Origin of the sequence: Paraburkholderia fungorum (genome assembly GCF_900099835.1) — a bacterium.
GTDB classification, from domain to species: domain Bacteria; phylum Pseudomonadota; class Gammaproteobacteria; order Burkholderiales; family Burkholderiaceae; genus Paraburkholderia; species Paraburkholderia fungorum_A.
The window spans coordinates 1,892,690-1,908,507 of record NZ_FNKP01000002.1 but is presented as its reverse complement, the minus strand read 5'-3'; the positions used below and the strand labels follow the sequence as shown (position 1 = coordinate 1,908,507).

Annotated in this window: 12 protein-coding genes; 6 read left to right on the top strand and 6 right to left on the bottom strand. The window is 60.8% G+C overall.

The annotated features are described in order from the left end of the window. Positions 1-201 precede the first annotated feature (201 nt). From BLS41_RS24345 to BLS41_RS24325, 5 genes are all read left to right on the top strand, one after another. Entirely contained in the window at positions 202-1,524 is a 1,323-nt protein-coding gene (locus BLS41_RS24345) for an MFS transporter (protein ID WP_074769458.1), read from the top strand. Positions 1,525-1,604: 80 nt separating this feature from the next. Then, positions 1,605-2,798, top strand: a complete 1,194-nt coding sequence (locus BLS41_RS24340) for a M20 aminoacylase family protein (protein ID WP_074769456.1) — start codon at positions 1,605-1,607, stop codon at positions 2,796-2,798. Between the two features lie 42 nt (positions 2,799-2,840). Beyond that, a complete protein-coding gene (locus tag BLS41_RS24335) occupies positions 2,841-3,932 on the top strand; it encodes a M14 family metallopeptidase (protein WP_074769454.1) in 1,092 nt (363 codons plus the stop codon). Between the two features lie 76 nt (positions 3,933-4,008). Further along, positions 4,009-5,793 carry a gamma-glutamyltransferase family protein gene (locus BLS41_RS24330; protein ID WP_074769452.1) on the top strand — a complete coding sequence of 595 codons (1,785 nt, stop codon included), beginning with the start codon at positions 4,009-4,011 and terminating at the stop codon, positions 5,791-5,793. A 75-nt stretch (positions 5,794-5,868) separates the two neighbouring features. After that, a complete protein-coding gene (locus BLS41_RS24325) occupies positions 5,869-7,122 on the top strand; it encodes an MFS transporter (protein WP_074769450.1) in 1,254 nt (417 codons plus the stop codon). Between the two features lie 34 nt (positions 7,123-7,156). On the opposite strand, the gene BLS41_RS24320 is transcribed toward BLS41_RS24325, so the two are convergent. Next, positions 7,157-9,523, bottom strand: a complete 2,367-nt coding sequence (locus BLS41_RS24320) for a DNA polymerase II (protein WP_074769448.1) — start codon at positions 9,521-9,523, stop codon at positions 7,157-7,159. Between the two features lie 224 nt (positions 9,524-9,747). Between BLS41_RS24320 and BLS41_RS24315 the strand changes: the two genes are divergently transcribed. Beyond that, on the top strand, positions 9,748-10,173 hold the full coding sequence (locus BLS41_RS24315) for a PRC-barrel domain-containing protein (RefSeq protein ID WP_074769446.1): 426 nt from the start codon (positions 9,748-9,750) through the stop codon (positions 10,171-10,173). 89 nt (positions 10,174-10,262) lie between these two features. On the opposite strand, the gene BLS41_RS24310 is transcribed toward BLS41_RS24315, so the two are convergent. The 5 genes from BLS41_RS24310 to BLS41_RS24290 form a co-directional block, all read right to left on the bottom strand. Beyond that, a complete protein-coding gene (locus tag BLS41_RS24310) occupies positions 10,263-11,273 on the bottom strand; it encodes a DUF2891 domain-containing protein (RefSeq protein WP_074769444.1) in 1,011 nt (336 codons plus the stop codon). Positions 11,274-11,289: 16 nt separating this feature from the next. Continuing rightward, complete coding sequence (locus BLS41_RS24305; protein WP_074771161.1) at positions 11,290-12,240, bottom strand: DUF979 domain-containing protein; 951 nt, start codon at positions 12,238-12,240, stop codon at positions 11,290-11,292. Beyond that, positions 12,240-12,929: a DUF969 domain-containing protein gene (locus tag BLS41_RS24300; protein WP_074769442.1), complete on the bottom strand. Its 690-nt coding sequence runs from the start codon at positions 12,927-12,929 to the stop codon at positions 12,240-12,242. Before BLS41_RS24300 ends, BLS41_RS24305 begins: the two co-directional genes overlap by 1 nt. A gap of 264 nt (positions 12,930-13,193) precedes the next feature. Beyond that, positions 13,194-14,525 (bottom strand): NAD(P)/FAD-dependent oxidoreductase, encoded by a 1,332-nt coding sequence (locus BLS41_RS24295; RefSeq protein ID WP_074769440.1) that lies wholly within the window; start codon positions 14,523-14,525, stop codon positions 13,194-13,196. Further along, entirely contained in the window at positions 14,525-15,817 is a 1,293-nt protein-coding gene (locus BLS41_RS24290) for an NAD(P)/FAD-dependent oxidoreductase (protein WP_074769438.1), read from the bottom strand. Before BLS41_RS24290 ends, BLS41_RS24295 begins: the two co-directional genes overlap by 1 nt. Position 15,818 lies beyond the last annotated feature (1 nt).

The window sequence follows — 15,818 nt, the reverse complement described above, 5'->3', positions numbered from 1 at the left end:
CGCTTGAATCATCAAAAAATTTGAAGCGAAGCACAAGAAATTTTAGCTTTCTTTGATGATTGCGGCTATGGACAATGGACAGACAAAAGACGAATCCACATCAGGCACGAAGGCATGGAGGCGGCCCACCCGGTTTCTGGTGGCGGCGGCGAGCCTGAATTCCCCTAAAAACAATGATTTGCCGTGCTCAAGGAGACAGAAATGGATGCATCCGTTCGACGACGAAATGCCGATGCGTTATCCCTCGACACCACCACCACGGCACCGTTCAACGCGCGCGTAATCGTGGTGGCCACGATCGGCAATGCGCTGGAGTGGTTCGATTTCACGGTCTTTTCGTTTTTCGCCGCAATCATCGCGAAGCAGTTTTTCCCGAGCGACAACGCCACCGCGTCGCTGCTCGCGGCCTGGACTACCTTCGGTGTGGGCTTTCTGACGAGACCCCTCGGCGGGATCGTGCTCGGCAATTACGCGGACCGCCACGGCCGCAAATCCGCGCTGATGGTCACGATTACGTTGATGGCAATCGGTGTCGGGATCATCGCATTTGCGCCGACTTACGCGCAGATCGGTATCTACGCGCCCGTGCTGATGTTGATCGGGCGCTTCCTGCAAGGCTTTTCCGCAGGCGGCGAAGTGGGCAGCGCCACCGCGTTTCTGGTCGAACATGCACCGGTGGAACGACGCGGCGTCTACGGCAGTTTCCAGATGATCAGCCAGGCGTGCAGCATGTTGCTCGGTGCGCTGACCGGCGTCGCGCTGACGCGCTTTCTGAGCGCTGACCAACTCGACGAGTTCGGCTGGCGCATTCCCTTCATGCTCGGCTTGCTGATCGTGCCGGTCGGACTCTACGTGCGCTCGAAGCTCGACGAATCGCCGGTTTTCAGGAACCACAAGCAACGCCTGCCGACGGCGAAATCGCCGTTTGTCGAGTCGATCCGTCACTGGCGCGCGATTCTTGCCGGTTTCGGTCTGACGGTGTACGGCACGATCGGCACGTACATCTTCTATTACTACATGCCGAGTTACGCGACAAAGACGCTGGCCATCCCGTTCGCGGACAGCGTGATCGCTTCGTGCTGCGCAGCGCTCGCGTATATCGCCGCGACGTTCGCATCTGGACTGATCTCCGACGCGGTCGGCCGCAAGAAGCCGATGATGGTCTCCACGATCGTGAGCCTGCTGATCTCGTGGCCGCTTTTCGCGCTGCTAACCAGTCATCCGACGCTGCCGGTGCTGATTCTGGTTCAGTGCTGCCTGATGGCCTCGCTGGGTCTTTTTCAGGGCTCGTACTGCGCCTTCGTCTGCGAACTGTTTCCGTCGCATGTGCGCTCGACCGGCATGGCCATGGGCTACAACTTTGCGGTGATGATCTTCGGCGGCTTCGCGGGCGCGATTGCGACGCTGTTGATCAAGGTCACCGAAGACAAGCTCGCGGTCGTCTATTACGGTCTGTTCGGCTGCGTGATCGGACTGGTCACGATTGCGCTGCTGAAGGACCGGTCGAAGCAGCCTCTCATGTAATCGAACGAACTTCGTCACTATTCGCTGTAGCGTCGCGCATCGCGCGTCTTTAAGAAAACGCCGGTAAACAAGGAGTATTCATGAAAATCATTCCCGAGATCAGTCAAGCCAAAGCCGAAATTCAGGCGATTCGCCGCGATATTCACGCGCACCCCGAACTTTGCTACGAAGAGAACCGTACCGCCGACGTCGTTGCACAGAAGCTCGAATCCTGGGGAATCGAAGTCACGCGCGGACTCGGCAAGACCGGCGTGGTCGGCGTGTTGCGCAACGGCTCCAGCCGCAAGTCGATCGGTTTGCGCGCGGACATGGACGCACTGCCGATTCAGGAACTCAACACGTTCGAACATGCATCGCGACATGACGGCAAGATGCACGCATGCGGCCACGACGGACATACGGCAATGCTGCTCGGCGCGGCGCAATATCTGTCGCAGCATCGCAATTTCGACGGTACGGTCGTGTTTATTTTCCAGCCGGCCGAGGAGGGAGGCGGTGGCGCGAAGGCAATGATCAAAGACGGATTGTTCGAGCGCTTTCCGGTCGACGCCGTGTTCGCGCTGCATAACTGGCCCGGCATGCCCGCGGGTGAATTCGGTGCGCGAGTCGGTGCGACGCAGGCGTCGAGCAACGAATTCCGTATCGAGGTGAAGGGCGTCGGCGCGCACGCGGCGATTCCGCACAACGGTATCGATCCGGTCTTCACCGCGATGCAGATCGGCACGGGTCTGCAAAGCATCATGACGCGCAACAAGCGTCCGATCGACGCCGCTGTACTGTCGATCACGCAGATCAATGCGGGCGCGGCCGTCAACGTGATTCCCGATACGGCGACGCTGGCCGGCACGGTGCGTACTTTCTCGGTGGAGGTGCTGGATCTGATCGAAAACCGCATGAAGCAGCTTGCCGAAGCAACGGCTCTCGCGTACGGATGCAGTGTCGAATTCTCGTTCCGCCGCAACTATCCGCCGACCGTCAACACGGAAAAAGAAACCCATTTTGCTCTCGGCGTGATGCAGGGCATTGTCGGCAACGATCATGTCGAAACGAACATCGATCCGACCATGGGCGCGGAAGATTTCTCGTTCATGCTGCTCGAAAAACCGGGCTGTTACGCGTATATCGGCAACGGTCACGGCGATCACCGCGACCACGGCCATGGCCTCGGTCCGTGCATGCTGCACAACACGAGCTACGACTTCAACGACGACGTGCTGTCGCTCGGCTCGACCTACTGGGTGCGTCTGACGGAATCGTTCCTGACACCCGCATAAACATCCGGCTATTTGCAGATACCTGTCTCACGGGAATGTCTCATGAACGAAGCGCACTTCTTCTCATCGTCTTATGCGGATGCCCGCGAGCGGTACTGGCAGGCCGCCGCCGCGATTCACGCGCCGGTTGAACGGCATGTGATACCTGGTTATCGTGGCCTGGAAGGCGAAGCGCTTTCTACCGATGTCGTGCGGCTCGGCCCCGCCAGCGCGCAACGTCTGCTGGTTTTGACCTCGGGCACGCACGGCGTGGAGGGTTTTTGCGGATCTGCCGCGCAGATTGCGTTGCTGCACGACCGGTCGCTGCACGCGGTGCTCGATCGGCTGAATGTCGCGATCCTCGTGATTCATGCGATCAATCCGTACGGCTTCTCGCATCTGAGCCGCACGAATGAAGATAACGTCGATCTGAACCGCAACAGCATCGACTTCTCGCAGCCGCTGCCGGTCAATCCCGCGTATGACGATCTGCATGCGTTGCTGGTGCCGTCGAACTGGCCGCCATCGGATGAAAATGCGAGCGCGATTGCGGACTACATTTCGCAGCAGGGCGAGCGCGCCTATCAGCAGGCGTTGACCGTCGGCCAGTATCGTCACGCCGATGGAATGTTCTTCGGCGGTCATCGTCGCGTGTGGAGTACGCAGGTATTGCAAATGCTGTTCGAGCAGCATGGCGCGGCGTGCGACAGCATCGGCTGGATCGATTTTCATACGGGACTGGGTCCGTACGGACACGGCGAAAAAATCTGCGTCGGGCAGGTGGGCGGGAGTGAGCTGCAGCGTGCCCGCGCGTGGTGGGGCGCTGATGTGACGAGTCCGCTCGACGGCACGTCGGTGGCGGCGAACGTGGCGGGTCCGGTGCTCGATACTTTGCGACGGACCTGTACGCACGCCGACACCACGGCAATCGCCATCGAATACGGCACGATTCCCCTCGTCGACATGCTGCACATGCTGCGCGCGGATGCGTGGCTGCGTCAGCATCCGCAAGCCGAAAAATCGCATGTCGACGCGATTCACGAGGCGGTGCGCGCAGCTTTCTATTGCAATGACTTCATCTGGCGAGGGCTGATTCTCGGACAGGCACGCGTGGCGATTCTGCAGGCGATCATCGGACTGTCGCGCGAAGCCTGATGTAGAAAGAGGCGTACTGTAGGCCTTAAATATGTTTCATATGAATTTAGACCGGTTGTCGTAACAGGAGTCGTGCATGTCATTCACCACCCGTCCCGAACTGATCGGCACATTCGGCATGGTCGCGTCCACGCACTGGCTGGCGAGTGCATCGGCTATGGCGGTGCTGGAAAAAGGCGGCAACGCATTCGACGCAGCCGCCGCAGCGGGCTTTGTTCTGCAGATTGTGGAGCCGCATCTGAACGGTCCGGGCGGAGAGTTGCCGGTGGTGTTCTACAGCGCGCGCGAAAAGCGCGTGCGCGTGCTGTGCGGACAAGGTGTCACCCCCGCCGCGATGACCATCGCGCGCATGCGCGAGCTGGGCCTCGACGTCGTGCCCGGCACCGGCTTGCTGCCTGCCGTGGTGCCCGGCGCATTCGGTGGCTGGATGGCGATGCTGCGCGACTATGGACAACTGCCGCTCGAAGACGTGTTGAGCTACGCAATCGGCTACGCGGAAAACGGCTATCCGGTGTTGCCGCGCATGACGTCGTCGATCCTCGCCATCCAGGATTTCTTCAAGACCGAATGGACCACGTCCGCCGAACAATGGCTGCGCAACGGCGATGCGCCGATGCCCAACCAGCTGTTCGCCAATCCTGCCATCGCGCAGACGTATAAGCGCATTCTGCAAGAAGCGAAAACGCGAAGCGACCGCGCCGAGCAATGCGAACGCGCCCGCGAAAGCTTTTATCGCGGCTTCGTGGCCGATGCAATCGACCAGTACTTTCGTTCGACGCCGGTTCTCGATACCTCGGGCCAGCGCAATCACGGTCTGCTCACGGCGGACGATCTGGCGCGCTGGGCGCCGTCGTATGAAGAACCGGTGTCATACGACTACGAAGGGTTCCAGGTCCACAAGACAGGACCGTGGGGGCAGGGACCGATGTTCCTGCAACAGCTTGCGCTATTGAAGGGCTTCGACCTCGCGGCGATGGACCCCACGGGGCCGGACTTCGTGCATACGGTCATCGAATGCTCGAAGCTTGCGTTTGCCGACCGTGAGGTGTTTTACGGCGATCCGCTGTTTGCCGACGTGCCGATGCAGACACTGCTAAGCGAAGCGTACAACGACGAACGCCGCCGCCTGATCGACCCGGCGCGCGCGTCGTTCGAATTCCGTGCGGGCATGCTTGGCGACAGTGAACAGCGTGCGGCGAAAATCATCGCCAACGCGGGCAAACAGCAATCGGGCGGTTTCGGGCAAGGCGAGCCGACTTACGCGCCGTTGCCGGAATTGCGCGGCGATACGGTTCATCTCGACGTTGTCGACCGCTGGGGCAATATGGTGTCGGCGACGCCATCGGGCGGCTGGCTGCAGGCGTCGCCCGCTGTGCCGGGTCTTGGTTTTAACATCACCACGCGCGCGCAGATGTTCTGGATGGAGGAAGGCCTGCCGTCGTCGCTCGGGCCTGGCCGCCGGCCTCGCACTACTTTGTCGCCGACGCTCGTCACGCGTGGCGGCACGCCTTACGCCGCTTTTGGCACACCCGGCGGCGACCAGCAGGATCAGTGGTCGATGCAGCTTTTCCTGCGACACGTGCATGCAGGCATGAATTTCCAGGCGGCAGCGGAATCGCCTTCGTTCCAGACCGCGCATTTTCCAGGCTCGTTTTATCCGCGTGCGATGCAACTGGGCAAGATGTCCGCCGAAGCCAGCTTTCCGGCGGGCACGCTGGCGGAACTGCGCGCGCGCGGCCACGACCTGAGCGTCGCCGAGCCGTGGTCGCTGGGCCGCGTCTGCGCGGTCGGAATCAGAAACGGGCTGATGCGTGGCGCGGCGACGCCTCGTCAGATGCAGGCTTATGCGGTGGGCCGGTGAGCATCGCCGCGCTTTTTCTTCGATTGCCGACGGACGCAGCCCTGCACTCTCCGCCGATCTCCACGCTTGCCTGATATGACCACGACTAACACGATCACGACACCCCAGGCGACCCAGACAGCGGCATCGCAAAGCCGCTGGTTGCTGGTTTTCATACTCGGCTATCTCGCGCTGATCGCCGATGGCGCGGACGTGATGTTGTACGGGCTGACGCTCACGCGCATCAAGGAAGAATTCGGGCTGACCAATGTCGAATCCGGTGCGTTGGGCAGTTTGACGTTGATCGGCATGGCGATCGGCGGGATAGCGGGCGGCTGGGCGAGCGATCGCCTGGGTCGCGTGCGGGTGGTCGCGTGGGCGCTCGCGCTCTTTTCGCTCGGCGCGGGGATGCTGGGGTTCACGCACAACTTCGTCGAATTCGCGGCGGTGCGCTTTGTCAGTTCGCTGGGCATTGGCTGCATGGTGCTGGTGACCACGCTCGTCGCCGAATATGTGCCGACCGAACGTCGCTCGCTGATTCTCGGCGTATTGCAGACCGGCATTTCGGCGGGCTACATCGTCGTGATTGCGCTGAGCAACTGGATCTTGCCGCATTACGGCTGGCGCACGCTGTATTACCTTTCTGCGCTGCCGGTGCTGCTGGCGCTGGTCATCAAATTCGCCGTGCCCGAACCGGCAAGCTGGCAGGCAAGTCTTGTCGCGTCGCGTGAGAGAGTGCGCGGATTCGCGGGCACGCGCTACTTCCAGATATTCAGTCAGCGGCAATCGCGCACGTTATTCATTCTGTGGACCGTCGCATCGGTTTTCTTTCTCTCCGGGTTCTATGGCCTGAACAACTGGCTGCCGACCTATCTGGAGAAAGAACTGCATATGAAGTTCAGCACGATGGCCGGTTACATGATCGGCACCTACGTGGTGGCCTTTATCGGCAAGATCATCGCTGGATGGCTGGGCGACCGCTGGAGCCGCCGCGGCGTTTACGTGCTGGGCTGCGCGGGCGCGGCGCTGTTTCTGCCGGTGATCATCTTCTGCCATACGCGCGAGAACATCATTTATCTGATGCTCGTATTCGGCTTTATGTATGGCGTGCCGCTGGGTACAGTCGGCACATTCATGAGCGAGAGCTTCGCCACGTCCATTCGCGGGACAGCAGTGGGCGGCTCGTATAACTTCGGGCGTTTCTGTTCGGGGGCCGCGCCTATCGTGATCGGATTTCTTGCGACGCAGTTCTCAATTGGGATCGGCTTTCTGGTGGTCGGCGCGGTTTTCTTTCTGAGCGGCGTCACCGCGATTTTTATTCCCGATCGGCTGTATGACACGCAGCAGTAGTCCAAACGGCGCCTTCCAAAAAGGGAGAAGGCGGCTAGAACAACTGCCGTTGCCCCGACATCAGCGTCGTGAAGTCATCGCGCAGTAGTGGCAGGATTGCATCGGCGACGGGTTGCAACTGCCGCGTCAAATAGTGTTCGTAGTCGATTGCGGAGCGCAGTGTTTCCAATGGCTCCGGCCCCGCGACTGTCATCACGTAGCTGATCCAGCCGCCGTTCTGGTATTGCAAAGGTCGCCCCTGCCGCTGGTTGAATTCGTCGGCGACACGGGCCGCGCGAACATGAGGCGGAACATTGCGCTCGTAATCGCCTAGCGATCGGCGTAGACGTTTGCGATACACCAACTGATCATCGAGCTTGCCGTCCAGCGTGTCGCGCACATAGTCGCGAACATAGTCCTGATACGGCTGCTGTTTGAAAATGCGCTTGTACAGTTCCTGCTGAAACTGCTGCGCGAGCGGCGTCCAGTCGGTGCGTACCGTTTCGAGTCCTTTGTAGACGATCTCTTCCGTGCCGTCCGGCAAAACGGTGAGACCCGCGTAGCGCTTCTTGCTGCCTTCCTCCGCGCCGCGAATCGTGGGCATGAAAAAGCGCTGATAATGCCGCTCGAACTGCAATTCCAGCGCACTGTCGAGCCCGAACCTTTCGCGCAGATTCTGCTTCCACCATGCATTGATATGTTCGACCAGCGCGCGGCCGATAAGGCTTGCGTCTTCGTCGTTATGTGCGTGTTTCAGCCAGACGAAAGTCGAATCGGTGTCGCCATAGATCACTTCATAACCCGCAGCGGTAATCAATTCGCGCGTCTTGTGCATGATCTCGTGGCCGCGCATCGTGATCGACGACGCGAGACGCGGGTCGAAAAAGCGGCAGCCGGTAGAGCCCAATACGCCATAGAAGGCGTTCATGATGATCTTCAGCGCCTGCGATAAAGGCTTGTTGTTCTCGCGTTTGGCCGTTTCCCGGCCTTGCCAGACCTGTCCGACGATCGATGGCAGACAGTGGTTGAGACGCGAAAAGCGTGCGCCGAGAAATCCTGGTACCGAGTGGTCGTCATCCGGTTTCAACATGCCTTGCACGAGGCCGACCGGATCGATCAGAAACGTGCGGATAATCGACGGATACAGGCTCTTGTAGTCGAGCACCAGCACCGAATCGTAGAGACCTGGCCGCGAATCCATCACGAAACCGCCGGGGCTCGCCGCACCGGCTACATCGCCGAGATTGGGCGCGACGTAACCGAGCCGATGCATACGCGGCATGTACAGGTGCGTGAATGCGGCAACCGATCCGCCGCTGCGATCCGCGGGCAAACCGGTCACGCTGGCGCGTTCCAGAAGAAACGACAGCAACTCCGTCTTCGCGAAGATGCGCGTGACGAGTTCGCAATCTTTCAGGTTGTACTGCGCGAGCGCCGGTTTGTCTTCGTCGAAACGGCGCTGGATTTCATCCATGCGCTGATACGGATTGTCGATCGACTTGCCTTCGCCGAGCACCGAGCGCGAGACATATTCGAGGCTGAACGAAGGAAAACTCCACGTCGCGGAACGCAGCGCTTCAATGCCGTCGATAATCAAACGTCCCGCTGCGCCCGCAAAAAAATGATTCTGCGTCAGACCATGCTCGCGCCATTCCATCACCGCGCCGCCGCGTCCGAGCCGCAACGGTACGCGATATTGTTCGGAATGCTGCTGCAGCACGCGCAAATCGAACTGCACCAGATTCCAGCCGATGATCGCATCGGGGTCGTGCCGCTCCATCCACGTATTCAGTTTTTCGAGCAACTGTGCACGGGTTTCGCAGTATTCGAGCGCGAAGTCGATTGCGCCTGCGTCGCCGTTCGGCGGCCCGAGCATGTACACCTGACGCTGCCCGCACCCTTCGAGTGCAATCGAATAAAGCTCGGCGTGCGCGCTGGTTTCGATGTCGAGCGACACCAGTTTCAACGGCGGACGGTAACCGCTGGCCGGTTTCAGTTCGCTGTTGAGCAACGGGCCGTGCTTCTGCGATTCACCGCTGAACCACACGGGCGCGGTGATGAATCGCTCCATCATGTAGCGTTCGGGCGGGAAGACGTCGGCTTCGTAGACATCGACGCCGCCGCTTTTCAGGCGCTTGTCGAAGCCTGTCAGTTGCCGGTACTGCGGGCAGTAGAGTCCCATGACCGGCCGGTGCTGGAAGTCGCACAGTTCGAGCGGACGCAGATCGAGTGGCGCTTCGCGGCGCAGGATCGTTTCGGCGCGCTCGCGATGTTCGACAGGAATGAAGGCCACCGAAGGCTGAGGACGCAGACGGATGTGACGAGGCCCGCCGTCCGTTGCCAGCCAGAAATCCACTTCGGTGCCGGCGGGTGTGTCCCGCCAGTGTCGGGTCAGAATGAAACCCTGCTCAAGCTCTGTCAAACCGCCACCTCTAAACAGGCATCATCGCCTGGTGCGATTTTACCGCCATGCGTGCCGGGCGGTGAGCGTGTTCGCGGCATCAGGCGGGCCGTGTCGCTGGGGCGTGGTCGTTGGTATGCCCCCCTTACTGCAGCCGCAGCGTGCAGTCTGTATGATCGTGCTGCAACGATTTCTTTGGCGCGGAACGCGCGCCGGTCAAACCCCTCAGGAACGGAGTGAACGAAATGACGTTGGGCAAATTATTTGTTGTCGTCGCGGTAGCAGCAACCAGCCTGGGTGCTCACGCGCAAGTCGCGGGCACGCAGCCGCTGAGCGTCACGGTCGAGCAGTCCACCGCGCTGTTGAACGGCTGGAGCGTGAAGAAGAGCATCCTCGGCAAGACCGTGTACAACGACCAGAACGAGAAGATCGGTACGGTGCGCGATCTGGTGGTTGCACCGGACGGCTCGCTGTCGGCAGCGATCGTGTCGGCGGGCGGCTTCCTCGGCGTGGCGTCGCATGACGTTGCGGTGCCGATCGCCGCGCTGGACATTCGCGGCGGCAATTTCTATCTGGCCGGCGCAACCAAAGACGCGCTGAAGGCCACGCCGCAGTTCCAGTACAACAAGGTTCAGGCGCCGCCGAAGCCGAAGAAGGTCGCGGACCAGTAATAGTCGAAGTAATCGCCCGAACGGCGATTAGCGATGGCGAGGCCTCCATGCGAGGCCTCGTTTTTTTGAGCATCTGAATTACGTTTCGATCACGCTTCGAGAGCCAGCGTTGCAAAAGTGCCCAGCCAGTGTTCGCCCATATAGTCGCCGGCCACATGCGCCAAAGCGCTTTGCAGATGACGTTCGGCGGTATCGAATAGCACCGTCCTGCGGATATCGCCAGCGGGCAGCGCGCGCGCCAGCGAACGTTGGCACCATGCACGGCTCAGATTCAACCCGTCCAGATGCGCGATCTTGCCATCGGTACGGTCCGTGACCGTCACCGGCTCGAACAAGGTTGCGGGCTTTTGCGCACCGAGGTCCGGCAGAAAGCGTCCGAACCATTCGATGAATTGCGCAGGCGGCAGCACGCGGCGCATCAACTCCGCTTCCATCAGCGACGGCGACAGGAATTCGTCACCGGCCGGTTCCCACGCCTGACACGCGACGTCGTCGATAAACCAGCGCTCGGCGGTATTCACGATCAACGCTTCGAGCGATTCACGCGAAGTTTGACGCGCGAAATCCAGCGTGAGCGACAACGCAAACGCCATATTGAAGTGCGTGCCGACACGCAACGGGTAGGTCGCTTTCGGCAGGAACTCCTCGAAGCGTTCGACAAAGGCTTCGGTAAGCGGCGCAAAAATCTTCGACCAGCGCGCGGCATCCGCGAGTTTTAGCGAATTGAGTTGCGCGCTGAGTGCAAGCAGCCAGGCCCAGCCATACGGCCGCTCGAAGCCGCGATTGTGCGGCAGGTCGAGATACGCCAGTTCGCCCGCAACATTGGCCTCGGTGAAATGCTCGTCGACCACGGCGACGATGCGTGCCGCCTCGGGCAGATCCGGAAAACGGTCGAGCAGATGCAGGATCAGCCAGTAGCCGTGCACGCACGAATGCCAGTCGTAACTGCCGTAAAAAATCGGATGCAGCGCTCGCGGACCCTGCACGTCTTGCGGCCCCGCGAGCGAATGCGTCAGCTTGTTCGGATATTCGCGCGTCAGATGAGAGAGCGCGAGATTGGCGAATCGCGACGCGAGTTCGGGAGTGAGTTGAAGGGTCATCGGCGGCTCCTCGGAATCAAAAGCGGAATACAAGCGCGTACAACAGTATGGTATTGACGATCAGCAATAGCAAAGCGGTCGGCCATTGCGCCTTGATCACGCCATTCTGATCTTTCAGTTCCAGCAGCGCTGCGGGCACGATATTGAAGTTCGCGGCCATTGGAGTCATCAAAGTGCCGCAGAAGCCGCACAGCATGCCGATAGCGCCGAGAATGGCGGGGTTGCCGTTGAACTGATGCACGATCAGCGGCAGGCCGATGCCCGCAGTCATGACCGGAAACGCGGCGAACGCGTTGCCCATGATCATCGTGAAGATCGCCATGCCGAACGTGTAGGCGGCGACCACGGCAAAGGCGGAGTCGACGGGAATCCAGGCTTTTACGAGGTCGGAAACGACATGGCCCACGCCGGCCACCGCGAATAACGCGCCGAGCGCGGCCAGCATCTGCGGAAGAATCGCGGCCCAGCCGACGGTGTCCATCGTATGTCGTGCGTCTTTCAACGCGTGCACCGGCGAATCGCGCAACATGAACAGCGCGGTGCCGAACGCGACCAGTGTGCCCAATACCAGCGAAATCAGCGTGACGTTCTTCGCTTCGACAAAAGGCGCATATTTCAGCGTCAACGTGCCGAGCAACGTGATGACCGGAATCAGCAGCGCGGGAATGAACAGCTTGTTGCCGAAGCGTTGAGCTTTTGCTTCGCGGCGCGCGGCGGCCGCCTCGCTCGTGCTGTCCGTTTTGCCTTTGCCGAGTTTGCCGGACCCGGCGATCAACGCGAGCGCAATCGCGAGGCAGCCCATCACGAAGTGCGGCAATTCTCCGCCGAACATGAAGGTAATCGCGTAGATGCCCCAGAACAGAAAGTTGACGACGCGGCGCGGATTCGTGCGGTCCTGCAGATTGAATAGTGCGAACGCGGCGAACATCAAACCGGCCAATACGTAGAGGGATTCGAGTTTGATCATCATCGCGCGGCACCTCGTCCCAGTGCATTCATCTTGTGCGACAGATTACGGTCGAGCAGCATCAGGCGGATCAGATGAATAATGAGTGCGGCCACGGCGGTAGGAATCGCCCAGACCGACACGTGCAACGGCTCGACCACGATGCCGTTCTGTTCGAGAAAGCCCTTGATCAGCAGGATCGACTGGATCGCGATGAAAATGTCCTCGCCGAAAAACACCGCGATGTTGTCGACTGCCGACGCATTCGCGCGAATCTGCTGGCGCACCGCGTCGGGCAATTCGCCGTAGCGGTTCGCGGCGGCCGCTTCGGCCATCGGCGCGATGAGCGGTCGCACCATCTGCGCATGACCGCCGAGCGACGTGAGGCCGAGCGCGGCGGTGACCTGGCGGATCACGAAATACAGCATCAGCACGCGGCCGGTGGTGGCGGCATGCAGGCGTGAAATGAGGTGCCTGGCCTGTTCCTTGAGACCATTGCGTTCGAGTAGCGCGATGACCGGCAACGTGAGCCAGATGAGGCCCATGTAGCGGTTATCCGCGAACGCCTTGCCGAAAGCGCTGACGATCTCCACTGGATTCAGACCGCCAGCCACGCCGGTCGCGATGCCCGCGATGGTCACGACCAGTAGCGCGTTGAAACGCAATGCGAAGCCGAGTACGACGATCGGCACGCCAATCAAAACCCACATCCCGTTCTCCTTGCCATGTCGTGGCGATCCGTTGCCGCGTGGTTTCTGCCGCACGGGCGACGAAATCTAACACGATAATTTATCGATAAATAGTCGGTAAATTATTGATTCCGGGTAAACGCCAGGCACAGGGGCGAAACAGGGAGAGGGAGCGGTGTGAGTGACGGAGAAGGGCTTTTTTAAGTCTTAAACCGGGAGACTGCCGCGATGACTCGTCGGAGCGGCGCGCGTGCGTTAGCCGTGCACGCGGCGCCGGATAGTGCTCTAGAACAGTTCCATGATCCGGTGATACATCATCCCAAGCTCCAGTGCCGGACCGCGCAGCGCAGGGCCGCCCGGAAAGCGTGCATGCCGCAATCGCGCGAATAGGTCGAACGTGCCGGTGTCTCCAGCCATGGCTTTTGCCACGCTGCGCGCGCCGATTCCCGTCAACGCGACACCGTGCCCCGAAAAGCCCTGTACGTAGAAGTAGTTCGGATCGATCGAACCGAAGTCCGGCGCGCGATTACGCGTGACGTCGACAAAACCGCCCCACGCATAGTCGATCCGCACATCGCCGAGTTGCGGAAAGACGTCGATCATCCGCTGGCGAATCTGGTCGCTGAGTTGCATCGGCGATGCGCCGCCCGAACTGGCGCGTCCGCCAAACAGCACGCGATGGTCCGCCGATAAACGAAAATAATCGAGGAAGAAGTTGTTGTCGCAGATTGCCTCGCGTTGACGGATCAACGCATCGGCGCGCTCCTGGCCGAGCGGTTCTGTCGCGACGATGTACGACGCGATGGGTGCGATCCGGGCGGCTACGGTTGCGGGCAAAACGTCGCCGATGGTCGCGTTGCCGCAAGCCGCGACGAACCGGCAGCGCACTTCGCCAGCCGCTGTCCGCACGACAGGACGCGTGCCTCTCACCACTTCGACGACCGGCGAATGCGCGAACAATTGCGCGCCTTCACGGCGAGCGGCGTCAGCGAGACCCAGGCAATATTTCAGCGGATGCAGATGCCCGGACAGCGGATCGTAGACGCCCGCGAGGTAACGCCGCGAAGCGACCCGCGAGCGGATCTCGTCGGTATCGAGCCAGGCGAGTTTGTCGTAGCCCCAGCGCCGCGACGCCGACTCCATCCACGCACGCAGATCGGGCACGCGTTTGGGTTTGGTCGCGACCGTCAGATAGCCTGGCGTGAAGTCGCAATCGATGCCGTACCGCGCGATACGCTCGCGCACCAGCGCCACGCCTTCCACCGACAGCGCCCACGCGGCGCGCGCGCCGTCATTGCCGAGTTGCTGCTCGATGACATCGTCTTTTGCGAATCCCACGAGCGTCTGTCCGCCGTTGCGTCCCGACGCGCCCCAGCCCGGCCGGTGCGCATCGAGCACGATCACCGACATGCCGCGCGCGCGGCATTCCAGCGCCACCGAGAGGCCCGAGAAGCCCGCGCCGATCACGCAGACATCGGCCTCCAGCGCGCCGGACAGAACCGGATCGTCGGCGGCTGGGCGCGTTGCGCTCGCTTCATAGTAGGAGTTGGCGACCAGCGCATCGGCGCGCTGGTCGAGCGAGACAGTCGAGTTGAAGCGGAAAGTCGAAGCATTCATCAAAGCAGATCCTTCATTCGATACCAGGCCATCGCGAGCACGAGGGCAGGGGTACGCAGCATAGCGCCACCCGGAAAATCACGGTGACGAATCTTGCCGAACAGATCGAAGCGCGATGCCTGACCGTCGATCGCTTCGGCAATCAGTTTGCCCGCGAGTCCGGTCGTGTTGACACCGTGCCCTGAGAATCCCTGCGCAAAATAAACGGTAGGCGAGTGGCGGCCGAAATGCGGCGCGCGGTTCATCGTGATATCGACAAAACCGCCCCACGCATAGTCGATTCTGACATCGTGGAGTTGTGGGAAGGTCTTCAGCATATCGCGGCGCATCGCTTCGCCGAGGTCGCGCGGCGCGAGCGTCGAATAGCTGACCTTGCCGCCCCATAGCAAGCGGTTGTCCGGCGCGGGGCGAAAATAGTCGAGTACGAAACGGCTGTCGCACACGGCGGCTTTGGCGGGCATCAGTGCTTCGGCGCGGTCGGCGTCGAGCGGCTCGGTGGCGATGACGTAGGTGCCGACCGGCATGATTTTTTTCGCGACGTCGGGCGCGAGCTTGCCGAGCCAGGTATTGCAGGCCAGCACGACAAATCGGGAACGCACACTGCCACGCGTAGTTTGCGCGACCTGTAGGCCGTTTTCTTCACGCAACGCGTTCACGCAGCTATCTTCGAAGATGCGCACACCCGCTTCACGTGCCGCGCGCGCAAGACCGAGCGTGTAGTTGAGCGGGTGCAGATGACCGCTCTGCGCATCGAACAGACCACCCAGATAGCGATCGGATTGCACGTAGTTGCCGAGTTCGTCCGCATCGACGTAATGAAAGCCGTTGTAGCCAAAGCGCTGTTGCGCTTCGTCGCGCCATTGCTTCAGCGCATCGGCGTCACGCGGTTTGTTCGCGGCGGTCAGATAACCGAAGCTCAGATCACAATCGATCCGGTGTTTCGCCACGCGCTCCTTCACGATGTCTAGCGTTTCTATGCCCATATCCCAGACGCGCTTCACGTCTTCTTCGGGCATGAACTTCGCGAACGTATCGATACCGCAGGCAAAGCCACCGATCAACTGTCCACCATTGCGTCCGCTGGCCGCCCATCCCACTTTCGACGCTTCGAGCACCACGACCGAATAGCCGCGCTCGGCCAGATTCAAAGCGGTAGAAATGCCGGTCAGCCCCGCGCCGATCACGCAAACGTCGACGTTCAGCGTTTCTTCTAGCGAGGGATGGCGAGTGGCGTCGTTGGCGGTGGCCGCATAATACGAGGGGACGTGTGACTGATTCGAGAATCGGAGCATA